Below are 22941 nucleotides of genomic sequence, written 5' to 3' on the forward strand. Positions count from 1 at the left end.
TGACGCCCGGACGGCTCACGCGTCTCAAGGATCAGCGTACGGGCACGCCGGTGAGCCTGCTCAGCGCCGAGCGCACCACCGCCGGATCGGTGGTCCGCCAAAACGGCGGCAGTGAGGCCGCGAGGTAGCCGCCGTATCCGGCGGTGGCCAGCCGGGAGTCGAGCACCGCCACGACGCCACGGTCGTCGACCGACCGCAGTAGCCGGCCCGCGCCCTGCGCGAGTAGCAACGCGGCATGATTGGCCGCGACCGAGAGGAACCCGTTGCCGCCGCGGGCATCGACCGCCCGCTGCCGGGCGGTGAGCAGGGGATCGTCGGGCCGCGGGAACGGAATCCGGTCGATGATGACCAGACTCAGGGACTGGCCCGGCACGTCGACGCCCTGCCATAGTGACAACGTGCCGAACAGACAGGTCGCGGGATCCTCGGCGAAGCGCTTGACCAGCGACGACGTGGTGTCGTCGCCCTGACACAGAATCGGCACCGTGAGACGGTCGGCCAGCGCGTCGGCGGCCGCCCGGGCCGCACGCATCGACGAGAACAGCCCGAGCGTGCGCCCGCCGGCCGCACCGATGAGTGACTCGATCTCGTCGAGGGTCGCCGGTGCGGGCCCGTCGCGGCCCGGACGGGGCAGATGCCGGGCGACGTAGAGGATTGCCGCACGCGGATAGTCGAAGGGTGAGCCGGCATCGAGGCCGGTCCAGCGGATGGTGCCACCATCGGACGGCGCGGACTTACCGGTCGCGGTGACGTCGCGGGCCGAACCATCTGGTGCCGGATCGTCGACGTCGTCGGCGGCGGGCGTGTCGGCACCGCGCCCGGCAGCCGGCAGACCCCAGGTGGCGGCGAGCGCGTCGAATGATCCGCCGATGGTCAGTGTCGCCGACGTGAGGATCACCGTGGCGGTCGAGAACAGCGTGGCGCGCAGCAGGCCGCCGACCGACAGTGGCGCGATGTGCAAGACCGGGCGAGTGGACGCCGACGGACCGCGACCGACGCGTTCTTGTGCGACCCAGACGACGTCGCGGCGTGCGGTGACGTCGGATTCACCAAAGGTGCCCAGTAGCCGGACGATCGTGTCGTGGAGGTCTTCGAGGCCGGTCAGTGCGGCCGAGCGCGCCGCGGCCGCACCCTCGTCGGCGCTGACGCCGGCCCCGCGGACCGGCCCGATCGCGCTGCGCGCGGCCCACAGCCGGTCTCGCAGCACCGTCAGCGTGATGCCCGCCGCGGACGGTAGTGCCGTCCATTCGCCCGGCGGGAACTCCTCGAGCAGTTCACCGAGTTGCTCGCCGGCCTCGGTGAGCGCGTCGACGGTCTCCTCGTCGACCAGCTTGCCGACGCGCTTGGCGAGGTTGCCCACCGCGGCCGCCGACACCTCGGCGGTACTGACCGAGGTGATTCGGTCGACGAGTTCGTGCGCCTCGTCGATGATGACGACATCGTGTTCGGGCAGGACGTTGGCCGGACTCATCGCATCGATCGCGAGCATCGCGTGGTTGGTGACGACGACGTCGACCGCCGAGGTCTCGCGCCGGGCGCGCTCGGCGAAGCAATCCTCGGCGTACGAGCAGTTCGACGCGCCGAGGCATTCGCGCGCCGAGACGCTGACCTGACGCCACGACCGGTCGGCGACGCCGGGGGAGAGGTCGTCGCGGTCACCGGTTTCGGTGTCGGAGGTCCACTCCCGCAACCGGGTGACCTCGCGGCCGGTGCGCGACAACTCGAAGGCATCGAAGAGCTCGCTGTCGGGTTCCTCGACGGTGCCGCCGTGGATCTTGTGCAGGCACAGGTAGTTTGAGCGACCCTTGAGGATCGCGAAGGTGGGACGACGGCGGAGTGGCCCGGTGAGCGCGTCGGCGAGCCGGGGCAGGTCGCGCTCGACGAGTTGGCGTTGCAGCGCGATGGTCGCGGTGGACACCACCACCGTGTCGCCCGAGGTGATGGCGTGCCGGATCGCAGGCACCAGATAGGCAAGCGACTTACCGGTACCGGTACCGGCCTGGACGGCCAGATGTTCGCCGGTGTCGATGGCGTGATCGACGGCGTTGGCCATGCGGAGCTGGCCGTCGCGACGGCGGCCGGACAGCGCGGTGACCGCGGCGTCGAGCAGCTCTGTCACCGAGGGGAGTTCGCTCATGTGGGTGCTCAGGGCTCTTCCGACCCGCCATAGAGCAGGTCGCCATCGAGAACGATTCCCGCCGAACTCATCTCGTCCAGTGCGGCACGCGCGGTCCGGCCGGCCACCGCGGCGGTGAAATTGAGCAGAACACGCGTGGTGAACCCGGCGCGGACGGCGTCGAGTGCGGTGGCCCGAACACAGTGATCGGTGGCGATTCCGACGATGTCGACGCTGGTGATGCCACGCTCGCGCAGCCACCCCTCGAGGCCGGCACCATCGTCGTCGGCGCCCTCGAAACCGGAGTAGGCGGCGCCGTATTCGCCCTTGGAGAACACATCGTCGACGGCCGACGTGTCGAGCGCAGGGCAGAACGCGACCCCGTCGGTCCCGACGCGGCAGTGCGGTGGCCACGAATCGATGTAGTCGGGTTCATCGGAGAAGTGGGCACCCGGATCGATGTGATAGTCGCGACTGGCCACCACTGTCCGGTAGTCGCCGACGATGCTGTTGATCGCGTGGGCCACCGCGGCGCCCCCGCGCACACCGAGAGCACCGCCTTCACAGAAGTCGTTCTGCACATCGACGATGACGAGGGCGTCGGCTGGGCGCGACTCCTCGCTCCTTGGTGAGTTGCTCATACTTCTCCTGGTGCGCTGTGCGCGACTCGAGCGGAAACGGTTGGCGGTGAACGGGCCGGGCGCCGACGTTCAGCCCAGAAGGTAGCGCGTGGGGATGGCCGGATCGCCGTGCGACAGGCCGAGTCCCTCCCATGGCAGGCTCACCAACCCGCGGGCCGACAGCTCGCGCGCATCGGACAGCGACGGCAGGTCGCCGGCCGGATCGCCGCCGCGGACCAGCGGGATCTGCAGGTCGCGGGTGATCGGCGCGTCGATGGCCGGTGGCGGGTCACCGGCGCGGTAGATGATCTCCTCGACGACAGTGCCGCTTCCTCTGGCCGCGCGGAGGGCCGACTTGGCACCGCCACGCGATTCCTTGTGGCTGGCGCGCTTGGCGACGGGAATGCCGTCGACCTCGACGAGCTTGTAGACCATGCCTGCCGTCGGCGCCCCGCTACCGGTGACCAGTGAGGTGCCCACGCCGTAGGTGTCGACGGGCTCGGCGCGCAGTGAAGCGATCGCGTATTCGTCGAGATCGCCGGAGACCACGATCTTGGTACCGGTGGCGCCCAGCGAATCGAGTTGCTCGCGAACCTGCCGGGCCAGGACACCGAGATCCCCGGAATCGATACGTACCGCGCCGAGTTGCGGGCCGGCGACCTCGATGGCGTTGCGGACACCTGCGGTGATGTCGTAGGTGTCGACGAGCAGGGTGGTGCCCACACCCAGCGCCTCGATCTGTGCGGCGAACGCGGCACGCTCGTCCGGCCCGTCGGTGCCGGCGAAGCCGAGCGTGAACGAATGTGCGGCGGTACCTGCGCTGCGCACCCCATAGGTGCGTGCCGCCTCCAGGTTGGAAGTCGCGGCGACGCCGGCGATGAAGGCCGCACGCGAGGCCGACACCGCAGCCCGCTCGTGGGCGCGACGTGAGCCCATCTCGATGATCGGGCGGCTACCCGCGGCGCTGACCATCCGAGCCGCGGCCGATGCAATCGCACTGTCGTGATTGAGGATCGACAGGATCAGCGTCTCGAGCAGGACGGCTTCGGCGAAACTCGCGCGCACGGTCATGATCGGCGAACCCGGGAAGTACAGTTCGCCCTCGCGGTACCCGTCGATCTCGCCGGAGAACCGGTAGTCGCGCAGCCAGGCGATCGTGTCGGCGTCGCAGAACCGCTCGAGCAGCGCGATCTCCGCGTCGCCGAACCGGAAGTGGGCGAGTTCGTCGATGACGCGCCCGGTACCGGCCACGACGCCGTACCGGCGACCGTCGGGCAGCCGCCGCGCGAACACCTCGAACACGCATCGGCGATGCGCGATCGGATGTCGCAGCGCGGCACGGACCATGGTGACCTCATAGTGATCGGTCAGCAGGGCAGTGTTGTCCACGTTGATGATCCCTTACCCTTGGACGTATGGCGCCTGACGGAATGCGTGCGCATGAGGCTACTCCCGGAGGTGCGGCGGTTGCCGAGCCCACCGTCGCCGAAGGTGCATCGGATCTCGACCGCCCGTGGATGACAGTTGTCTGGGACGACCCGGTCAATCTGATGCGGTATGTCACCTTCGTGTTCCAGAAGATCTTCGGCTACTCCGAGGCCCACGCGAACGAACTGATGATGCAAGTCCACACCGAAGGCCGGGCCGTGGTGTCCAGCGGTGGCCGCGACAAGGTCGAAGCCGATGTGAGCAAGCTGCATGCGGCCGGCCTGTGGGCGACGATGCAGCGGGATTGCTGACCCCGGCGTGCGCACCTGGAAACGACAGGGCCGCGGTTCGCGGATGCGGATCTGCTCCAACCTCGAACGGCATGAGGTGGAGTTGCTGGTCTCGATGGTCACCTCATTGGTCGAGTTGCTGACCGAGCGTGAATCGAGCGCCCCGGACGACGAACTGGCGCGGATGACCGGAATCCGCACCGGGCACACGTCGGCGCCGGCCGACCTCACCCTCGGCCGGTTGCTACCCGACTTCCACCGCCCCGATCAGGAACGCGACCTCAGTGCCGAGGTGGTCAACGGTGACCTCAACGCGGCGTTGCGCAGCCTCAACGAACCGAAGATCATCGACGCGAAACTCGAGGCCGCGCGGACCCTGCTCGACTCGCTGCCGCCCGGCGGCGGCGACGTCGCCCTGACCGAGGCGCAGGCCCTGGACTGGCTGAGTGCGCTCAACGATGTGCGTCTGGCACTCGGTGCGATGCTCGGTATCTCCGAGGACACCCCCGACCAGCTGCCGGAGGGCCACCCGCACGCCGCGCACCTCGACGTCTACCACTGGCTGACGGTGATGCAGGAACTGCTGGTGGAGTCGTTGCTGTGATCGACGGCGTGACCGTACCGACACCCGAACAGGCGGTCCGCGGCAATCGCATCACCGATGTCGGCGGGATCACCGTCGGACATCATCACCGCGTCGATCCGGACGTGACCGTCGGCGGTGGCGGTGGCGGTGGCGGTGGCGGTCGCGACGAGCCGGCCGGCACGGGATGGGCCAGTGGGACCACGGTCGTGCGGATCGACGGACCGCATCCGTGTGCGGCGGTCGATGTGCGCGGTGGCGGGCCGGGCACGCGCGAGACCGATCTGCTCGACCCGACGAACACCGTCACCACCGCGCACGCGATCGTGCTCACCGGCGGCAGTGCCTACGGCCTGGCCGCCGCGGACGGGGTGATGGCCGAACTCGAGAGCCAAGGTGTCGGGCTGGCCATGGATGCCCAAGGTCATGTGGTGCCGATCGTGCCCGCCGCCGTGATCTTCGACCTTCCGGTGGGCGCGTGGCACAACCGCCCTTCGGCCGAGTTCGGTGCCGCGGCGCTGCGGGCTGCCGCGACGGACTTCGCGCTGGGCAGCGTCGGCGGTGGTGCGGGGGCACGGGCCGGTTCCCTCAAGGGCGGCGTGGGCACCGCGAGCCGCCGGATCGAGGACGGTCCCGCGGCGGGTGTGGTGGTCGGGGCGGTGATCGTCGCCAATCCCGTCGGTGCGGTGATCGACCCGGACACCGGGTTGCCCTGGTTTGCCGGCGAGCACGATCTCGCTCGTCTGGGCCTACAGACACCCAACCCCGCGGAGCTGGCCGATCTCCGCGAAATCGCCCGGAAGGCAACGGTTCTCAACACCACCATCGGTGTCGTGGCCACCGACGCGGGCTTTGCGCCGTCGTCGTTGCGGCGAGTGGCGATGTCGGCGCACGATGGGCTTGCGCTCGCCATCCGGCCGGTCCATTCACCGCTCGACGGCGACACGATCTTCGCGGTGAGTACCGGGTCCCGGATGGTGGAGCCGACACCGCAAATACCCGCGGGGATGTATCCCGACACCGCTGTTCTCGCGCAGGTGTGCGCGGTCGCGACCGAGGTGACCCGTGACGCCGTCGTCTCGGCGGTCATCGCCGCGCACCCGATCGCCGGGATCCCCGCCTACCGACACGTGATGCCGTCAGCGCTGCGCTGACGGCATCACGTCCGGAGGTGCCCGCCCACCGAGGACGGGTCGGCGAATCACTCGTGGCCGGAGGTGCACACCCAGGTGTAGATCTCGCCGCCACCGGCGGAGTAGAGAGCGTTGGACTGAGCCGAGTAGAGGCTCGGCCCGCGGCCATAGCCCCAGTACGACGGCGACGACGCGACCGCGCCGCAGCCGTTGACGAAGCTGACGACGACCTTGCAGCCGTAACCGCAGGCGTTCAGGGCCGCGCTACTCGCCTGACCATAGGAGTCGTAGTCCCACGCTCGACCGGTGGAACCGGACGAGGTGTTCAATGCGATCGCCCCGTAGTAGTTGCCGTAGGCATTGGCGGGGGCGGGTTCGAGCGCCGCGGGCACGACGACCGCCGCACCCACCGCGCCGACGGCGGCCGCCGAGGCCACCAGACGCTTCCGAATACTCATGAGCTGTCTCCTTGTGGTGAGTGGGTGATCAGGCCGGGACGCGTGAGGCGTCGGCGGGATTGGGCGGCGACGACGGGGTCGGCGTCGCGATGTCCGACGGCTTGGCGACCTCGACGGTGTTGTTCCAGTTCGACAGGTTGATCGTCATCTTGGCGTCGGTGGCCGGGATGAGGACGACACGCGCGAGCTGGTTGTCCGAGGTGATCCACACGTTGACCGGGACCTGTGCGTCCTGGTTGCTGGTGATGTTGGTCCCGGTGAGGGGGGCGAGTACCTTGGCCGCGACCGTCCCGGTGATGCGGGTGGCCTTGGTCCCGTCGACGTCGGCGAGGCCGGAGGACTTCGGGTTCTGGATGTTGCGCAGCAGGTTGGCGAGTCCCTTCTCCGGGTTCAGTACCGCCGAGACGTCGTAGATCGACCGGCCGTCGCCGTAGTCGACGTATCCCTTGTTGCCGATGTCGGCGTATAGGTGCTTGTCGACGTAAACGAACGGTGCCGTGGCCTCGGTGGTACCGAGCAGGACCGTCGCGGTGCCCTTCGCCGCGGTCGCGGGCTTGGCGACGAGATCGGCGTCGACCTTCTTCGCCGTCACGTTCGGGACCTTGCCGTCGACGGTGAGGTTCAGATGGGCGCCGGTCAGCGCGGCCGTCTTGTCGGCGGCGGCATTGACCAGAGCGGCGGGATCGGAGTTCGACTGTGAGGTGGCGGTGTTGTTGCCGCCGGACCCGCCGTCGGAATCCGATGAGCACCCGGTGAGTGTGATGGCCGCGGCGACACCCGTCGCGAGAGCGGCCGTGACAACACGGTGGGCACGGTACATGTGGTGAGCTCCTTACTTCTGTGGTTCCCCCGAGGCCCGGGATCGACTGTCGAAACCGGCACCGCAGATCGTGAACTGTGCGAAACGCTATAACGCCCGACCAGGGCGACGAAACCGGCGTAGTTCGCCCAGATGACGAAGCTCGCCAAACGGTCCCGAGGTGCGGACCCCCGGGTGTGCGGTCTCCGGCGCAAGGCCGCACGGAATAGGCTCGCAGGCGGCGACGTTGGCAAGCCACGATGTGAGCAGAGGTCCTGGAGTCGCCGGGACGGGCAGAGGTAGGGAGTGGGCGCGGTGCTGCGGATCAGCCGTGAGCTGGTGGATCAGATGGTCGCGCATGCGCGCGACGATCACCCCGATGAGGCGTGCGGGGTGATCGCGGGTGCCGAGGGTTCCGACGATCCGCAACGGTTCATCCCGATGCTCAATGCCGAACGGTCGCCGACCTTCTACCGCTTCGACTCGCTCGAGCAGTTCAAGGTGTGGCGCGAGATGGACCGCCGTGACGAGGAGCCGGTGGTGATCTATCACTCGCACACCGCGACGGCCGCGTATCCGAGTCGGACCGATGTGTCCTACGCCGGCGAGCCCAACGCCCACTATGTCCTGGTGTCCACCCGCGAGCCCGACACCGACGAGATCCGCAGCTACCGGATCGTCGACGGATTGGTCACCGAAGAAGAGATCGAGATCAGGAGTTGAACCCATGGCGGTAATCGTGTCCATCCCGACGATCCTGCGCACCCACACCGGCGGTGAGAAGCGGGTCGAGGCAACGGGATCCACGCTCTCCGAAGTCATCGACAACCTCGAGTCGGCCAACCCCGGACTCCGTCAGCGACTGGTCGCCGACGGCAAACTGCACCGCTTTGTCAACATCTACGTCAACGACGAGGACGTCCGCTTCTCCGGCGGTCTCGACACCACGATCGGCGACGGCGACGAGGTCACCATCCTGCCGGCGGTGGCGGGCGGTTGCTGAGGACGTGACGCGCTACGACTCGCTGATCGCCTCGGTCGGCAACACCCCGCTCATCGGTCTGCAGCGACTCTCCCCGCGCTGGGACGACTCCGATCCCGCCGATCCCGACGGTGGTGCGCACGTACGGTTGTGGGCCAAGCTCGAGGACCGCAACCCGACCGGCTCGATCAAGGATCGACCGGCGCTGCGGATGATCGAGCAGGCCGAACGCGACGGCACCTTGCGCCCGGGCGCCACCATTCTCGAACCGACCAGTGGCAACACCGGTATCTCGTTGGCGATGGCCGCGAAACTCAAGGGCTACCACCTGATCTGCGTGATGCCGGAGAACACCTCCGACGAGCGTCGGTCAATGCTGAAAATGTATGGCGCAGAAGTCATCTCGTCGCCGGCGGCCGGTGGTTCCAACACCGCGGTGCGCGTCGCGAAGGAACTCGCCGCGCAGCACGGCGACTGGGTCATGCTCTACCAGTACGGCAACGAGGCCAACTGGCGTGCGCACTACGAGGGCACCGGCCCGGAGCTCTACGCCGATCTGCCCGAGATCACCCACTTCGTCGCCGGCCTCGGCACCACCGGCACCCTCATGGGGGTCGGACGCTATCTGCGTGAACGTGACCCGGACATCGAGATCGTGGCCGCCGAACCGCGCTACGGCGATGAGGTGTACGGACTGCGCAACATCGACGAGGGCTTCGTCCCGGAGCTCTACGACGATTCCGTGCTCACCCGCCGGTTCTCGGTGCAGGGCGTCGACGCCGTCGCCCGCGTCCGCGAACTCATCGACGCCGAGGGGATCTTCGCCGGGATCTCCACCGGCGCGATCCTGCAGGCCGCCCGCGGTATCGGACGGAAGTCACTCAAGAGCGGCAGGCGCGCCGACATCGGGTTCGTCGTGCCCGACGCGGGCTGGAAGTATCTGTCGACCGGCGCCTACGCCGGTAGCCTGGAGGAGGCCGAGCAGGCGCTGGAGGGACAACTCTGGGCGTGAGCCGAGCCCCGAGATCACCGCAGCGAGTGGCCGTGAGGCCCGAGGAGACCATCATCGACGCGACCCAGACACCGCCGAGGGCGCCGGCGCGGCGCCCGTTGTGGCAGCGCTCGGCGCTGGTCATGGTGTTCCTCGTCGTCGGGCTGATCATCGTCGAGGCGATCGACGCCGCCACCCATTACGACCTCGACTCGGCCGGCATCGAGCCGCGCCGGATCGACGGACTCGACGGCATCGTGTGGTCCCCGTTCCTGCACGCCAATTGGGACCATCTGTGGACCAACCTCGCCGTCGGCGTGGTGCTGGGCTTCCTGCTGCTGCTGGCCCGTCGATTCCTCTTCGTCACCGCGGTCGTGTGGATCGCGTCCGGGCTGGGGGTGTGGCTGTTCGCGCCGACCGGATCGGTCACCGTCGGGGCGTCCGGAGTGATCTTCGGCTGGCTCGCCTACCTGCTGGTGCGCGGGTTGTTCAACCACAACGTGTGGCAGATCCTCGGTGGCGTCGTGCTCTTCGTCGTCTATGGATCGGTGCTCTGGGGAGTGCTGCCCACCGATCCCATGGTGTCCTGGCAGGGCCATCTGTTCGGCGCGATCGGTGGGGTGCTCGCCGCCTGGTTCCTCGCCGACCGCGACCGCCGACGGCGTGTCCCTCCAGGTCCTGCGCACCCCGACTCGACGCCGCCGGGGGTGGCGTCATAGGAAACCCAGGAGCGGACGCCGCGATCGGCATCTTCGATTCGGGCGTCGGCGGGCTCACGGTGGCCCGCGCCGTCATCGACCTGCTGCCCGACGAGGACATCGTCTACATCGGCGACACCGCGAACGGACCGTACGGTCCGTTGACGATTCCGGAGATCCGCAAGCACGCCCTCGCCATCGGTGACGACCTCGCCGAACGGGGCGTCAAGGCGATCGTGATCGCCTGCAACACCGCATCGGCGGCCTGCCTGCGCGACGCGCGGGAGCGGTACGCCCCGATCCCGGTCGTCGAGGTGGTCCTGCCCGCCGTGCGGCGCGCGGTGGTGGCCACCAAGACCGGGCGCATCGGTGTCATCGGCACCGTCGCCACGATCGCCTCGCAGGCCTACCAGGATTCCTTCGCGGCCGCCCGCGACGCCGAGATCACCGCGGTGGCCTGTCCGCGCTTCGTCGACTTCGTCGAACGTGGGATCACCAGCGGACGCCAGATCCTCGGGCTGGCCGAGGGCTACCTCGAGCCGCTCCAGGAAGCGGGGGTCGACACCGTCGTCCTCGGCTGCACGCATTACCCGCTGCTGTCGGGGGTGATCCAGCTCGCGATGGGCGACGAGGTCAGCCTCGTCTCCAGTGCGGAGGAGACCGCCAAGGACCTGTTCCGGGTGCTGACCCGCTCGGACATGCTCCATCCGCACACCGACCGGGACGCCGCCCGCGTCTTCCAGGCCACCGGCGACCCGGAGTCGTTCGCCCGACTGTCCAGTCGGTTCCTCGGCCCGACCGTGAGCTCGGTCGCCCGGATCTGACGGCGATCACGGGCCGCTTCGGGGCGGTGTGGGTCGAGTTGTGGTCGGATACCCGGCCGCCTGGTGGCGCACGCGTGGCAAGGTGGGGCATATGCGTGTCACCGTGCTCGGTTGTTCGGGAAGTGTGGGTGGTCCAGGTGCGGCCTGTTCGGGCTACCTGTTCTCGGTGCCCGGTGAACGGCCCGTGCTGGTCGACTGCGGGCCGGGGGTCTTCGGTGAGCTGATGCGGGTCTGCGATCCGGACAACATCTCGGTCCTGTTGTCGCACATGCACGCCGACCACTGCCTCGACCTGCCGACGATGCTGGTCTGGCGACGCTACGCACCGCCCGGGCCGGCCCCGGAGAAGGCACCCCTGTACGGCCCCGCCGGAGTGGGCATGCGAATCGGGGCGGCCTCGTCGGAGTATCCGGGCGAGGTCGACGACATCACCGACTCCTTCGACGTCCACGAATGGTCCGACGGAATGGAGATCACCCTCGGTGGCATGACGATTCTGGCCGCCGAGCTCGACCATCCGCCGGAGACCTATGGGCTGCGCATCACCGGTCCGGAAGGTCACGTCATCGTCTTCAGCGGTGACACGGGTCCCTGTGAGGAACTCGTCGAGCTGGCCGCCGACGCCGATCTGTTCCTCTGCGAGGCGTCCTGGACCCACGATCCGGCGAATCGCCCCAAGCATCTGCACTTGTCCGGGATCGAGGCGGGTGAGGCGGCGGCGAAGGCCAACGCCAAGGCGCTCGCGATCACCCACGTCGCTCCGTGGTGCGATGCGTCGGTGATCCTGGCAGAGGCCCGCAGCACTTTCAGCGGTCCGGTCGAGCTCGTGCGGCAGGGGCAGATCTTCCACTTCTGAGCACCCGCCCGAGGCATTGGGCGAGCCGTCGGCCGCGGTGTCTACAGTTGAGCGCGTGACGACACGCGCTGACGGCAGAGCCGACGACGAACTCCGACCGATCACCTTCACCCGCGGATTCACCTCCCACCCGGCGGGTTCGGTCCTGGTGGAATTCGGTCAGACCCGGGTGATGTGCACCGCCAGCGTCACCGTGGGCGTGCCGCCGTGGCGGCGCGGGTCCGGGCTGGGCTGGCTGACCGCCGAATACGCGATGCTGCCCGCGGCCACCCACGAACGCTCGCGGCGTGAATCGGTGAAGGGCAAGATCGGTGGCCGCACCCATGAGATCAGCCGGCTGATCGGCCGGTCGTTGCGTGCCTGCATCGACCTCGCCGCACTGGGCGAGAACACCATCGCCGTCGACTGCGACGTCCTGCAAGCAGACGGCGGCACCCGTACCGCGGCCATCACCGGCGCATACGTCGCGCTCGCCGACGCGGTGACGTGGCTGGGTGCGGCGGGCAAACTGTCCGACCCGCAACCGCTGTCCTGCATGATCGCGGCGGTCAGCGTCGGCGTCGTCGACGGCCGGGTGCGGCTGGACCTGCCGTACGAGGAGGATTCGCGCGCCGAGGTCGACATGAACGTGGTGGCCACCGACGCCGGCACACTCGTCGAGGTGCAGGGGACCGGTGAGGGCGCCACCTTCCCGCGCGCCACCCTGGACAAGTTGCTCGATCTCGCCGAGGTGGGCACCGCCAAGCTCTTCGACGCGCAGCGGGCCGTCCTCGAGCAGCCCTACCGGGGCGAGCTCCCGGCCTGATGGCGCCCCGCCGCGTGCTGCTGGCCAGCCGCAACGCCAAGAAGCTCGCCGAGCTGCAGCGCGTGGTCGACGCCGCGGGCATCGTCGGGCTCGAGGTCATCGGGCTCGCCGCCGTGCCCGAGTACCCCGAAGAGCCGGAGACCGGTGCGACATTCGAGGAGAACGCGCTGATCAAGGCCCGGTCGGGGGCACGTGCGACGGGTCTGCCGTGTCTGGCCGACGATTCGGGGCTGTCGGTGGATGCGCTGGGCGGGATGCCCGGCGTGCTGTCGGCCCGTTGGAGCGGCCGGCACGGCGACGACGTGGCCAACAACGAGCTGATGCTGGCACAGATCGCCGACGTCCCTGACGAGCGTCGTGGTGGTGCCTTCGTGTCGGCGTGCGCACTGGTCCTGCCGGACGGCACGGAGACGGTGGTGCGGGGAGAGTGGCGCGGAACCATCCTGCGGGCCGGTCGCGGTGCCAACGGATTCGGCTACGATCCGCTGTTCGTGCCCGACGACGCGGTGGCCGCCGGCCGTTCGTCGGCCGAACTGACCGCGCAGGAGAAGGATTCGCTGAGTCATCGCGGAAAAGCGTTGGCGCAGTTGGTGCCTGCGCTACAGGACCTCGCCGGCTGAGTTCGGTCACCGGCCCGGGGAGTGGAGAAGGTCCGCGACCTACAGGGTCTCGCCACCGATCCCGTACTGCGCCTTCACTTCCTTGGTGCGGATGTGCTCGACGTAGAAGGACAGGAACGGGATGGTGCCGGCGATGGCGGTCACCACGATCTTGCCGAGCGGCCACCGCACCTTGATCGCGAGATCCACGGCCATGATCAGGTACACGAAGTAGACCCACCCGTGCACGATCGGCACGAAGTCCAGCGAGTCGACGCCGAAGCCGTATTTGAGGATCAGCTCGAGGACCAGGAGCAGCAACCACAGGCCCGTGACCCACGCCAGCACGCGGTAGCGGAGCAGGGAACCCTTGACCTTCTCGATGGGTGCGGTGGTGGGCTGGGCGGTCTCGGTCACTTCGAGCGGTCCTCACTGACGGATGAATCGGGCATGGCCGTCGCCAGGCGACCGTTGACTGCGGCATGGTCGGCGGCGCTGAGTTCGGCCAGGTATCGGTTGTATTCGCGCATCGTGTCGTCGTCATCTCCCGAGGAGTGATTGTGCAGCGACGATGCGCTGGGGGTGGTGGGGCGCTCGGGAAGCAGATCCTGCGGGATCTCGCGGATGCCCTTCTCGGCGGCCTCCTTCTGCAGCTCCTCCGGATTGCTCTCCAGGACGACGAAGCGCCGGTACGCCCAGATGAACGCGAATCCGAATGCCGGCCACTGCAATGCGTAGCCCAGGTTCTGGGCGGTTCCGCCACCCGATTCGTAGGTATCCCACTGCCACCACGCCAGGCCCAGGCACACGATCGCGGCCAGTGCGACCAGCACGAGGAGCGCTGGGCGGTGGCGGCGACGGCCGGACTGCACGGACATACCTACGACGGTACCTGGCCTGCACGGATGGGTTCGCCCCTGGCCCCGTGATCTGCGTCAAGGCGTTGGCGTGGCGCGTCGATCGTTCCGGCGTCCGGTGCGGGTGACCGCCGTTGCGGACGGTACTCTGGTGCCCGCACGCGCGAGTGGCGGAATTGGCAGACGCGCTGGATTTAGGTTCCAGTGTCTACGGACGTGGGGGTTCAAGTCCCCCCTCGCGCACCATCAAAGTCGCTGTTCGAATCAACACGCCATTGGACGGATTCGGCATGGTCGCCCGATTGTGAAGTCAACTTGTGGGGTGGGCGTCCAGATTCGCTTGACCATGGCCGGTCAAGAGAGGAAGACCACGGGCGCCCAAAGCGGGCGCAGCTCTTCGAGCCCGAACCAGTCCAATCGACCTATTGACGAGACCAAACGTGGATGATGCAGACGGAGCGCTGGTTGGACGGTCTATCGCTGACTGCACTCGACTGATGTCGGCGTCTCCCGGGCTGCTGAGCCGGCAACGGCAGAGGGGCGGTGGGTGACCCGGCGGCTTCGGGCGGCAAACAGCATCAGAGGCCTGTGCCCGCTCCGTCAGGCATGGGTGACCTCGCGTGTGCGATCGGGCGCCGAAGACGGTGCACTTGCGGGGTCGGCGGGGAACAGGCGGCATTTCTCGGGCCGGAAGCCGATCCGGACGGGACCGACCGCTCTCCGTTCGTGGTCGACGACGGTGATGTCGTGGTCGCCGCTCCGGATCACATAGCGGAAGGCCGAGCCCACGAACATCCGTGACGTGATGATTCCGTGGACCGGGAAGCGGGTCGGATCCGCGTCGCCGGCACCGATCTCGATGTCCTCGGGACGGACCATCACCAACACGTCGCCACGCTGGCGGTCGTCGTCGACGACCAACGTCGGTCCGTCCCCGCGCAGCCGCACCGCCGCTGTGGTGTCGGAGTGTCCGGAAGCGTTGCCGGGCAAGAGATTCGCTGACCCGAGGAAGGATGCGACGAATGGGTTTCGCCGGGTTGCGATAGATCTCTTCCGGCGCGCCCACCTGCTCGATGCGTCCGTCGTTCATCACGATGATGCGATCACTGAGCGACAGCGCCTCGTCCTGGTCGTGGGTGACGAAGATCGTCGTGAGGCCCACCGTGGACTGGAACTCCTTGAGCCAGTTGCGGGCCTGCTCGCGAAGTTTCGCGTCCAGGTTGGACAGCGGTTCGTCAAGGAGCAGGACCCCAGGCGAGTAGACGACGGCCCGCGCGAGCGCCACCCGCTGTTGCTGACCGCCGGAGAGCTGGTAGGGGTACCGGTCGGCCAGCCCCTCCAGTCCGACCATCGACAGCGCTTCATGCACCTTCGGCGCGATCTCGTCCTTGCCGACCTTGCGCAGCCGCAACGGGTAGGAGACATTCTCGGCCACCGTCTTGTGCGGCCAGAGCGCATACGACTGGAACACCACCCCGCAGTTGCGGCGCTCCGGCGGCCGGTCGATCGAGCGTTCGCTGTCGAAGAGGACTTCCGACCCGCAGGTGATGGTGCCGCGTGTCGGGCGGGTCAGGCCGGCGATCGACATCCGTGAGGCGATCAAACGTCTCGAAGCCGATGGACTACTCGAACGGATGGGTCCGCGAACGGTTCGCGTCGCTGCACCCACCCATGCCACCCAGGGGCAGCGGGCCGAAGTGGAGATCGCCCTACGGGGCAAGGTGTCCCGGCTTGCCGCGATCCACGCCACCGAGGACGACATCGCGCACCTGACAGAGCTTTTCGACGCCGCCGAGGACCAAAGCCGCCTCTACAACGCGCGGGTCGAAGAGGGCCTGCTGATCGATGGGTACGCCGAACACGTCTACGCCAGGATTCAGGAGTTCAACGCCGGTATCCTGGCCAGCACGCACAATCCGGTGCTGGTACGACTCTTCGAGCAAACGCGGGCACTGTCGAGCGCCGAGCGTCGCGAACGTTCCCTGGACCGCTTGGAAAACGATCAAACCTTCGGTCGCGCCCGGTGGGACAGTCACCGCCGGACGTTGGACGCTATTCGAAGTCGTGATCCCGATCTTGCCGAACGAACCGCGCTGGAACGGGCAGAGAGCGCCATGCGGGATCTGACCGCAGGGCACGATGAACCCGCGTGAGCGCCGACGGGTCCGTGACGGCAGTCGGTCCGTCGGTCGTGCGCTGGTGATAGAGGGCAGCGACCACCACACCGGCGATCACGAGTGTTCCGCCGGTCCAGATCGTTGCGCGTGCGCCCACATGTTGCCCGATCCATCCCATGATCGGTGCGACGATCGGTGTTCCGCCGAACGTGACCGTCATGTAGAGAGCCATGATCCGGCCGCGATAGGACGGGTCGACCGCTATCTGCACCGCGGTGTTCGCGCCGTTGAGCACGGTGATGGAACACAGTCCGACCAGGGGCGCGACCGCGACGAAGGCGATGTAGGAAGGCATGGCGCCCCAGAGCAACTCGGCACACCCGAAGGCGAGCGCGGCAGTCCCGACCAAACGCGCGCCGATGGTGCTGCGCCGCGCGGCCAGCAACGAGCCCAGCAGTGAGCCGATGGCCAGACACGAAGTGACAAGAGCGAATTGGCCGGCACCCTTGCCGAATTCCTTCGTCGCCATCAATGCGGTCATGATCTCGAAGTTGAGGCCGAATGCTCCCGTGAACGCGGCGATGATGATGATCGCCACGAGCCGTGGCTGCGCGGCCAGGTGCCGAAAACCCTCGCGCAGTTGCCCGGGTCGGCGCGGACTGCGGTGCGGGGCCTGGAGGCGACTCACATCCATGCGGTGCAACTGGATCAGGACTGCCAGATAGGAGCCGGCGTTGATCAGCATGACGACGCCGGTGGCCGAAATGCCTTGGCCGAGTGCGCCGATGATCGCTCCGGCCAACGCCGGGCCGACGAAATGTGCGGCGTTGAACGACGCCGAGTTGAGGCCGACCGCGTTGGGCAGGTCTTTTGGTGGAACCATCTCCGAGACAAACGAGTTGCGGGCGGGGCCGTCGAATGCCGCCGCGATACCGAAGATGACGACGATGACGTAGACGAGCCACAGGGCAATGGCGCCGGTGATCGCGAGCACGCCGAGCACCAGCGACACGACTGCCATGGTGATCTGGGTGCTCTCCAGGACGCGTCGCTTGGAGAAGCGGTCGACGACGAGACCGGCATATGGAGTGAGCAGCAGTGTCGGCAGGAACTGGAGGCCGGTGGCGATTCCCAGTGCGGTCCCGTCATGCGTCAGCTGCAGCACCAGCCAGTCCTGCGCGATCCGCATCATCCAGGTGCCGATGCTCGAGATCGCACTCCCGGCGAAGTAGTTCCGATAGTTGGGGTGACGCAGTGAACGGAAGGTGCTGCTCACCATCCGCCGCCGTGGGGCGTGGCGTCGAAAGGTGCGGCTATGCCTGCGGGGTGCTGTGCGCGGTCCCCCTCGCGATCATGCGGTGCGGGATGGGCGAGCGCGACAGCGGATTTCATGGTGTGGTGGGTGCTCCGTTCTGTGGTTGTGTCCGGTTCCCGTCTCGGCTAGTCCAAGACGTCCATCAAGGTCTGTTGGCGCTTGGTGGCCTTCGCGCGGATCTCGCCGACGTCGGCGGTGAGGACCTCGCGGTCCTTGACGACGGTCTGCCCGTCGACCAGGACGGTGTGCACGTCACGTCCGCTCGCGCATTCGTAGAGGAATGCCTCCTCGGAGGCATATCCGGCCGCGTCGGGTCCGTCGGTGGCGATGAGAACGATGTCGGCGCGCTTGCCGATCTCGAGCGAGCCGGTATGGGACGAGATCCCCATGGCGCGAGCGCCTCCGACGATCGCCATGTCGAGCGGCTCGTGCGGCTGCACGGCATTGCGGTTGTGCACGGACGTCCCATAGATGAACTGCTGTCCGATGCGGGCGAGCATCGCCACCCGAAACAGATCCAGGGTGCCCAAGCCGGCCACCCCGTCGGTGCCCAGACCGATCTTGACGCCGCGTCGCCACATGGCCAGCGCCGGTGGCGCACCGATCCCGTAGTTGCCTTTGGCGCAGTGTGCGGCGGAGACGCCGTGGGCGGCATACTTGTCCACGTCATCGGGGTCGGCAAGGATCGAATGGGCACCGTGCAAGGTCTCGTCGAACACGCCCAGGTCGATGAGGTAGTCGACGGGCCGCTTGCCGTAGCGCTCCAATGTGAAGTCGATCTCGTAGGTGCCCTCGACGAGGTGCGTGTGAACCTTGACCCCTCGCTTCGAGGCTTCCCGGTGAATGTCGACGATGAGTTCTGGTGTGCAGGAGATAATCTGCCGCAACGACATTCCGCCGGTCACGCGTGCCGAACCGTCGGCGGCGGCGGGGAACTTCTCGACCACCTCGATGTTGCGGGCGAGTGCATGTTCGGCCGAGTCCACCATCGAGCCGGGGATCCGTTCGCCCCCGTCCATCGTCGACAGCGACACGGCGCCACGGATGCCGGTGGTCTCGGCGGCGGACGCCATGGCCTCGGGATGCGGCCCGCCGGCCTCGAAGAACGACGTCGTCCCGGTCTGGAGCATCGACGTGTAGGCCAACAGTCCGGAGAGTTCGACGTCGTCGTAGGACAGCGCCGCCTCGAACGGAACCAGATATTCGCGCCACGTCGGAATCCGAAGTGCCTTGCGGGCGCCGAGAGTCGACAACAATCCGCGCATGAGCGTTTGTGCGGTGTGCAGATGAGCGTCGGTCAGGCCGGGGATGGCGATCTTGCCGTCGGCGAAGATCCGCTCGCGGGCCGTCCACCGCGAGTTGATGTCGGCAGTTGTCCCGATATCGACGATGACACCGGCGTCGATGGCGATCGCACCGTCACCGGTCGTCGCCCGTGCCGGGTCAAAGGTCACCACATGTGCATTCTGGATGATCAGATCGATGTTCGGCATTCCGCGGTCCTGACGATGGTAGGGATCTGGGCGCGCAGCCCGGGTATCGCCGGTCCACGCGTACGCTGCGCTAAACCGATTTTGCACGGGCGGCCACGGCTGCGCAACGCGTGCGGTTTCACTTCGCGTGAACGTAACGAGGCCGAAACCACCTCCGGTTGCCGCGCCGGCAGGTGCGTGGCGGTTGCCGGTTGTACGATCGGCAACCACACCGGGATCGCGCGCGAGATCCGGATGATCGAAGAGAGAATGGGCGAAGGAGATCTGTGGGCGAGAAGAAGCCGCGGCCGACGATCGCCGATGTGGCGGCGCGTTCCGGAGTCTCCCGGACGACCGTATCGATGGCGCTCAACGGAAAAGGGCGGATCGACCCCGCGACCCGGGAACGCGTCCGGGTGGCCGCCGCCGAACTGAACTACCGCGCAAGCGTTCGGGCGCAACGACTCCGCGGCGGACGCGCACATTCGATCGCCCTGATCACCGCGCTGCCCGCGACGATCGTGGGAGAGGCCTCGCACCAGGGTTTCCTTCTCGACCTGGCGTTGCCCGCCGCACAATTCTGTCTGGAAAGCGGCTATTCGCTGGTTCTCGTTCCGCCACTGGAAACCGAGGATCATCTCGACGCGCTCGATATCGACGGCGCCATCGTCATCGACCCCGAAGACGACGATCGGCGGTGTAATGCGCTGGCCCAACGGGGGGTTCAGGTGGTGACCATCGGCGCCGCCGACGGGGTCGACGCCGCGGGTGTCATCGACCGCGGGCTCGGCGGCGCCGACGTGATGATCGACCACCTGGAGCGCAACGGTGCGCGTGACATCGTGGTGCTCTCCAGCGCCGAGTCGTATCCGATCAAGAAGGCAGTACTGACATACACCGAGCTGAAGGCGGCGCATCCGAAATCGGAACGACCGATCACCGTCGCGTTCGCCCCCGCGGCCGCCGGGGAGAAGGGGGGTGAGGATGCCGCACTGGAGATCTTGTCCGGCACGTCCCGTCCCGACGCGATCTATGCACCGCTGGATGCGTTCGCCGTCGGCGTGGCCCGGGCGGCGGCGCGACTCGGCATTGCGGTGCCCGACGAGCTGATGGTCGCCACCAACTACGACGGGCGTCGGGCGAACCTCGTCCAACCCCCGCTGACCGCACTGGATCTCCACCTGCCCGAGATGGCACACGCCGCGGCGTCGTTGCTGCTTTCCATCCTCGAGGACGACGACGATACGACCGAATCGCCGCGTGTGGTCACCGCGCCGGTTCCCACTGTGGTCGCGCGCGGCTCGACCGGTCGGATGAAGGCCGTCGCGAAGCAGAGTCGCGAGAGCAGCCGCCGCGCATGACGATCCGGATCGAGCCGCTCACCGACGTCGAATGCGTGCTCGGGGAGTCGCCGATGTGGGATCCCGACGCGGAGCGACTCTACTGGGTCGACAGTTTCGGCCGGATGATCCACCACGTCCGACCCGATGGATCCGAGCTGGGGCATGTCCGGGTCTCGGCGAATATCGGATCGATGGTTCTCGACACCGACGGCAAGGCAATGGCCGCGATGAAGACCGGCATCCACCGGATCGATCTCGATTCGGGTGAGAGCGAGCGGCTGCATCATCCCGAAAAGCCGCGTCCGGCCAACACACTCAACGACAGCAAGGTCGACCGGGCGGGCCGGATGTGGTTCGGATCGATCGCCGGCGGTGACCATGCCGACGCGAGTCTGTATCGCCTCGATCCGGATCTGAGTCTGCATGTCCTCGACGGCGGCATCGGGATCTCCAACGGCCCATGCTTCGCTCCGGACGACGCCACGTTCTATTTCTCCGACAGTGCCGCGGAAACGGTGTACGCCTACGACTTCGACGTCGCGAGCGGTTCGCTGAGCAACAAGCGAGAGTTCCGCACCGCACCCGCCGCCGGTGCCTCGGTCGACGGAGCCACCGTCGACGCCGAAGACCACTACTGGTGTGCACACGTCTACGGGAGTCGGATCGCGCGCTACACACCGGAGGGGACGCGTGTACTGGAGATCGCGCTGCCGGCTGCGGCGGTGACCAGTGTGATGTTCGGCGGCCCGGACCTCGACATCCTGTACGTGACGTCGATGAAGACGCCGCTGTCGCGGCCGGTGGCGCCCGGCCCGTTGGCCGGGCGGCTCTTCGCCATCACCGGACTCGGGATCACCGGCGTCGCCGAACCCAAGTTCGGCTGCCGCGGTTGAGTTCACCGCTTCGGCCGGTTCAGGGCCGTGGTCGACCACCCGTGCCGGGCCGTCGACGGAGTCGGAGCCGACGGGGCCGCGGTCGTGGTGCTCGGCGTGGGCAGGGTCGCGGTATCCCGATTGGCCTGTGCGCCACGGCCGGAGCCGGTGGTGTCGTCCTCGGAGAGACACATCGACCGGATCACGTTGTGGTAGTTGACAAGTCCGTAGGTCAGTGGCAGTGCGGCGAGGGCGCCGAGTGCGCGGGACGGAGAGAGGAAGCCGGGACTCGGGCTACCGAAGATCTGGCCCTCCGCCAGCCCGCCGACAGTGGTGAACAGATACAGCGACAGATAGTAGGAGTAGTAGGCAGCCGTCAATGACTTGGTGACGGTGAGGTCGGCGACGCTGACCGTCTCGAAGGGGTTGTCGCCCTGGTTCAGGTTGTGTTTGAGGCCGATCGTGATGTCGAGCGGCGCGCCGCCGACATACGGGATCATGCTGCCGACGAGTGACGCCACCGACTCGAGCTGGGTGAAGTCGGCAGGGTCGGCGGGAATCAGGTTGTGCGGCAGCCGAGTTGTGCGCATTTTCGCCACCACGGCGTTGGTCTCGTCGGCGATGCGCTTTTTCTGCGCAGTCGTGGTGACCAGGTGTTGCGCGTAGTCGCCGGTACGGGTGACGATCCGGCTCAGCGGGAGATCCCCGATCGGCCGGCAGGTGTCGTCGTCGGCGAGTGCGACCTGTCCGGCGGCCTCGCGTACTGCGGCCGGAAGGTCGATGTCATAGGTGGTGTCGGTGCTGGGGCGCCCGGCCTGCGCGCGCTGGTCTCCGGTGACTCGGGCGACGCACTGGTTCATCACCATGGCCGCGATCGCCTGGTAGAGAGTCTGGGAACCGAGTACCCCACCCTGGACCGCGAGCTGCAGGATCGTGTTGTAGGTGATGAACCCGTCGAGGGACGACAACGACGTCGGGGTCAGCGGACTGCCCAGGAACGGCGTCAGCTGCGTCGCGAGTTTCGCCGGTGCGATGACCGTGACGAACAGATACAGCCACGCGGTCTCCACCGCCTGGGTCAGCGTGATGTTCCCGAGCGGGATGGCCTCGCCGTCCTGGCCGTCGCGAATCTTCAACAGTTGCGTGATGATCCACTGCGACACCGGACCGCGATACTTCGTCGACGGATCGTCGGAGTCGGCGCCGAGTGCCATCGGGTTATCGGAGATCGCCAGCGTCGACACGTTCAGCCGCTCCATGTCGCGATGCGCCGCCTGCCTGGCCGCGTAGGCATTCTGGCGCAACTGCGGTGGCAGTGACGGCAGAATCGAGGCGAACAGTGAGTCGTAGACGACCGACAGGCTGGTGAATTCGCCGCTGACACAGACGGTGGGCTTACCGCGATTCTCCGGCAGCGGCGCGAGCAGCGACCTAGGGCTCTGCGCGATACGGTCGATACGCTCCTGATAGGTTTCCGGCGCCGGGTTCGGGGTCGGGGGCTTGACCTTGGTTGCCACCGGCGCCGGTTGGGGTACGAGAGCGGGACTGATCACGGCCGCAGTGCCGTTCGAGGTGAATGCACCGGCGGAAAACGCCGTCAGCGTCACGGCCGTCAGTAGTCGGAGGGTCCAGGAGCGTCTACGTCTCGGCTGCCGATTATCTTCCACCCCAACGGTATTCATGCGCATTTCTCCGACCCCGCAGCAGACGTATGGCTTGGTGGTCGGCGAGGAACCTGCGCCGGGACAGAAGGCGGCGTCGTGCCCAGAGGACCGAGTGCAAA

Annotated in this window: 25 protein-coding genes, 1 tRNA gene and 1 pseudogene; 15 read left to right on the top strand and 12 right to left on the bottom strand. The window is 67.6% G+C overall.

What is annotated here, in order from left to right; translation table 11 throughout:
• Nucleotides 1-31 precede the first annotated feature (31 nt).
• The 3 genes from ACLQ3C_RS02065 to ACLQ3C_RS02075 form a co-directional block, all read right to left on the bottom strand.
• Nucleotides 32-2137 carry an ATP-dependent DNA helicase gene (locus ACLQ3C_RS02065; protein WP_425702986.1) on the bottom strand — a complete coding sequence of 702 codons (2106 nt, stop codon included), beginning with the start codon at nucleotides 2135-2137 and terminating at the stop codon, nucleotides 32-34.
• Nucleotides 2138-2145: 8 nt separating this feature from the next.
• A complete protein-coding gene (locus ACLQ3C_RS02070) occupies nucleotides 2146-2757 on the bottom strand; it encodes an isochorismatase family protein (protein WP_425702987.1) in 612 nt (203 codons plus the stop codon).
• Nucleotides 2758-2826: 69 nt separating this feature from the next.
• Nucleotides 2827-4131 (bottom strand): nicotinate phosphoribosyltransferase, encoded by a 1305-nt coding sequence (locus tag ACLQ3C_RS02075; RefSeq protein ID WP_425703513.1) that lies wholly within the window; start codon nucleotides 4129-4131, stop codon nucleotides 2827-2829.
• Nucleotides 4132-4151: 20 nt separating this feature from the next.
• On the opposite strand from ACLQ3C_RS02075, the gene clpS reads away from it, so the two are divergent.
• The 3 genes from clpS to ACLQ3C_RS02090 are packed head-to-tail and all read left to right on the top strand — an operon-like array spanning nucleotide 4152 to nucleotide 6191.
• The gene (clpS, locus tag ACLQ3C_RS02080; protein WP_425702989.1) at nucleotides 4152-4475 is read left to right on the top strand and encodes an ATP-dependent Clp protease adapter ClpS; all 324 of its coding nucleotides are present in this window, start codon (nucleotides 4152-4154) and stop codon (nucleotides 4473-4475) included.
• 7 nt (nucleotides 4476-4482) lie between these two features.
• Nucleotides 4483-5058 (top strand): DUF2017 domain-containing protein, encoded by a 576-nt coding sequence (locus ACLQ3C_RS02085; protein WP_425702991.1) that lies wholly within the window; start codon nucleotides 4483-4485, stop codon nucleotides 5056-5058.
• Nucleotides 5059-5066: 8 nt separating this feature from the next.
• Nucleotides 5067-6191: a P1 family peptidase gene (locus ACLQ3C_RS02090; RefSeq protein WP_425702993.1), complete on the top strand. Its 1125-nt coding sequence runs from the start codon at nucleotides 5067-5069 to the stop codon at nucleotides 6189-6191.
• 47 nt (nucleotides 6192-6238) lie between these two features.
• On the opposite strand, the gene ACLQ3C_RS02095 is transcribed toward ACLQ3C_RS02090, so the two are convergent.
• Together ACLQ3C_RS02095 and ACLQ3C_RS02100 are read right to left on the bottom strand one after the other, a co-directional pair.
• On the bottom strand, nucleotides 6239-6628 hold the full coding sequence (locus ACLQ3C_RS02095) for a DUF4189 domain-containing protein (protein WP_425702995.1): 390 nt from the start codon (nucleotides 6626-6628) through the stop codon (nucleotides 6239-6241).
• Nucleotides 6629-6656: 28 nt separating this feature from the next.
• Nucleotides 6657-7448: an LppX_LprAFG lipoprotein gene (locus ACLQ3C_RS02100; RefSeq protein ID WP_425702997.1), complete on the bottom strand. Its 792-nt coding sequence runs from the start codon at nucleotides 7446-7448 to the stop codon at nucleotides 6657-6659.
• A gap of 294 nt (nucleotides 7449-7742) precedes the next feature.
• Between ACLQ3C_RS02100 and ACLQ3C_RS02105 the strand changes: the two genes are divergently transcribed.
• From ACLQ3C_RS02105 to ACLQ3C_RS02140, 8 genes are all read left to right on the top strand, one after another.
• Nucleotides 7743-8150 carry a Mov34/MPN/PAD-1 family protein gene (locus ACLQ3C_RS02105; protein WP_425702998.1) on the top strand — a complete coding sequence of 136 codons (408 nt, stop codon included), beginning with the start codon at nucleotides 7743-7745 and terminating at the stop codon, nucleotides 8148-8150.
• A 4-nt stretch (nucleotides 8151-8154) separates the two neighbouring features.
• Entirely contained in the window at nucleotides 8155-8430 is a 276-nt protein-coding gene (locus ACLQ3C_RS02110; RefSeq protein ID WP_425702999.1) for a MoaD/ThiS family protein, read from the top strand.
• Between the two features lie 4 nt (nucleotides 8431-8434).
• Nucleotides 8435-9421 (top strand): PLP-dependent cysteine synthase family protein, encoded by a 987-nt coding sequence (locus tag ACLQ3C_RS02115; RefSeq protein WP_425703001.1) that lies wholly within the window; start codon nucleotides 8435-8437, stop codon nucleotides 9419-9421.
• Between the two features lie 98 nt (nucleotides 9422-9519).
• Nucleotides 9520-10119, top strand: a complete 600-nt coding sequence (locus ACLQ3C_RS02120; RefSeq protein WP_425703515.1) for a rhomboid family intramembrane serine protease — start codon at nucleotides 9520-9522, stop codon at nucleotides 10117-10119.
• Nucleotides 10116-10922, top strand: coding sequence for a glutamate racemase (murI, locus tag ACLQ3C_RS02125; RefSeq protein WP_425703516.1), 807 nt, complete (start codon nucleotides 10116-10118; stop codon nucleotides 10920-10922). The genes ACLQ3C_RS02120 and murI overlap by 4 nt, the downstream gene beginning before the upstream one ends.
• Nucleotides 10923-11013: 91 nt before the next feature.
• Entirely contained in the window at nucleotides 11014-11778 is a 765-nt protein-coding gene (locus ACLQ3C_RS02130; RefSeq protein ID WP_425703003.1) for a cyclic nucleotide-degrading phosphodiesterase, read from the top strand.
• A gap of 55 nt (nucleotides 11779-11833) precedes the next feature.
• Nucleotides 11834-12583, top strand: coding sequence for a ribonuclease PH (gene rph, locus ACLQ3C_RS02135; protein WP_425703005.1), 750 nt, complete (start codon nucleotides 11834-11836; stop codon nucleotides 12581-12583).
• The gene (locus tag ACLQ3C_RS02140; protein WP_425703007.1) at nucleotides 12583-13203 is read left to right on the top strand and encodes a non-canonical purine NTP pyrophosphatase; all 621 of its coding nucleotides are present in this window, start codon (nucleotides 12583-12585) and stop codon (nucleotides 13201-13203) included. The genes rph and ACLQ3C_RS02140 overlap by 1 nt, the downstream gene beginning before the upstream one ends.
• 39 nt (nucleotides 13204-13242) lie before the next feature.
• On the opposite strand, the gene ACLQ3C_RS02145 is transcribed toward ACLQ3C_RS02140, so the two are convergent.
• Nucleotides 13243-13599, bottom strand: coding sequence for a DUF3817 domain-containing protein (locus ACLQ3C_RS02145; RefSeq protein ID WP_425703009.1), 357 nt, complete (start codon nucleotides 13597-13599; stop codon nucleotides 13243-13245).
• Nucleotides 13596-14060: a transcriptional regulator gene (locus ACLQ3C_RS02150; protein WP_425703011.1), complete on the bottom strand. Its 465-nt coding sequence runs from the start codon at nucleotides 14058-14060 to the stop codon at nucleotides 13596-13598. The genes ACLQ3C_RS02145 and ACLQ3C_RS02150 overlap by 4 nt, the downstream gene beginning before the upstream one ends.
• 140 nt (nucleotides 14061-14200) lie before the next feature.
• On the opposite strand from ACLQ3C_RS02150, the gene ACLQ3C_RS02155 reads away from it, so the two are divergent.
• A tRNA-Leu gene (locus tag ACLQ3C_RS02155) sits at nucleotides 14201-14285 on the top strand.
• A gap of 354 nt (nucleotides 14286-14639) precedes the next feature.
• Here ACLQ3C_RS02155 and ACLQ3C_RS02160 read toward each other — a convergent pair.
• Together ACLQ3C_RS02160 and ACLQ3C_RS02165 are read right to left on the bottom strand one after the other, a co-directional pair.
• On the bottom strand, nucleotides 14640-15029 hold the full coding sequence (locus tag ACLQ3C_RS02160; protein ID WP_425703012.1) for a TOBE domain-containing protein: 390 nt from the start codon (nucleotides 15027-15029) through the stop codon (nucleotides 14640-14642).
• A gap of 295 nt (nucleotides 15030-15324) precedes the next feature.
• Nucleotides 15325-15627: pseudogene (locus ACLQ3C_RS02165) on the bottom strand (ATP-binding cassette domain-containing protein); the annotation flags it as partial.
• Between ACLQ3C_RS02165 and ACLQ3C_RS02170 the strand changes: the two are divergent.
• Nucleotides 15521-16192: an FCD domain-containing protein gene (locus ACLQ3C_RS02170; protein ID WP_425703517.1), complete on the top strand. Its 672-nt coding sequence runs from the start codon at nucleotides 15521-15523 to the stop codon at nucleotides 16190-16192. The pseudogene ACLQ3C_RS02165 and the gene ACLQ3C_RS02170 overlap by 107 nt on opposite strands.
• Here the strand turns inward: ACLQ3C_RS02170 and ACLQ3C_RS02175 are convergent.
• Together ACLQ3C_RS02175 and ACLQ3C_RS02180 are read right to left on the bottom strand one after the other, a co-directional pair.
• Nucleotides 16092-17432: an MFS transporter gene (locus ACLQ3C_RS02175; RefSeq protein WP_425703013.1), complete on the bottom strand. Its 1341-nt coding sequence runs from the start codon at nucleotides 17430-17432 to the stop codon at nucleotides 16092-16094. The genes ACLQ3C_RS02170 and ACLQ3C_RS02175 overlap by 101 nt on opposite strands.
• A 164-nt stretch (nucleotides 17433-17596) precedes the next feature.
• Nucleotides 17597-18964 carry an amidohydrolase family protein gene (locus ACLQ3C_RS02180; RefSeq protein WP_425703015.1) on the bottom strand — a complete coding sequence of 456 codons (1368 nt, stop codon included), beginning with the start codon at nucleotides 18962-18964 and terminating at the stop codon, nucleotides 17597-17599.
• A 266-nt stretch (nucleotides 18965-19230) separates the two neighbouring features.
• On the opposite strand from ACLQ3C_RS02180, the gene ACLQ3C_RS02185 reads away from it, so the two are divergent.
• Nucleotides 19231-20304 (top strand): LacI family DNA-binding transcriptional regulator, encoded by a 1074-nt coding sequence (locus tag ACLQ3C_RS02185; RefSeq protein WP_425703016.1) that lies wholly within the window; start codon nucleotides 19231-19233, stop codon nucleotides 20302-20304.
• Nucleotides 20301-21179 (top strand): SMP-30/gluconolactonase/LRE family protein, encoded by an 879-nt coding sequence (locus ACLQ3C_RS02190; protein WP_425703018.1) that lies wholly within the window; start codon nucleotides 20301-20303, stop codon nucleotides 21177-21179. Before ACLQ3C_RS02185 ends, ACLQ3C_RS02190 begins: the two co-directional genes overlap by 4 nt.
• A gap of 2 nt (nucleotides 21180-21181) precedes the next feature.
• Here ACLQ3C_RS02190 and ACLQ3C_RS02195 read toward each other — a convergent pair whose 3' ends face one another.
• Nucleotides 21182-22765 (bottom strand): hypothetical protein, encoded by a 1584-nt coding sequence (locus ACLQ3C_RS02195; RefSeq protein ID WP_425703020.1) that lies wholly within the window; start codon nucleotides 22763-22765, stop codon nucleotides 21182-21184.
• Nucleotides 22766-22941 lie beyond the last annotated feature (176 nt).

Origin of the sequence: Gordonia sp. DT30, assembly GCF_049844915.1 — a bacterium.
Lineage (GTDB): Bacteria > Actinomycetota > Actinomycetes > Mycobacteriales > Mycobacteriaceae > Gordonia.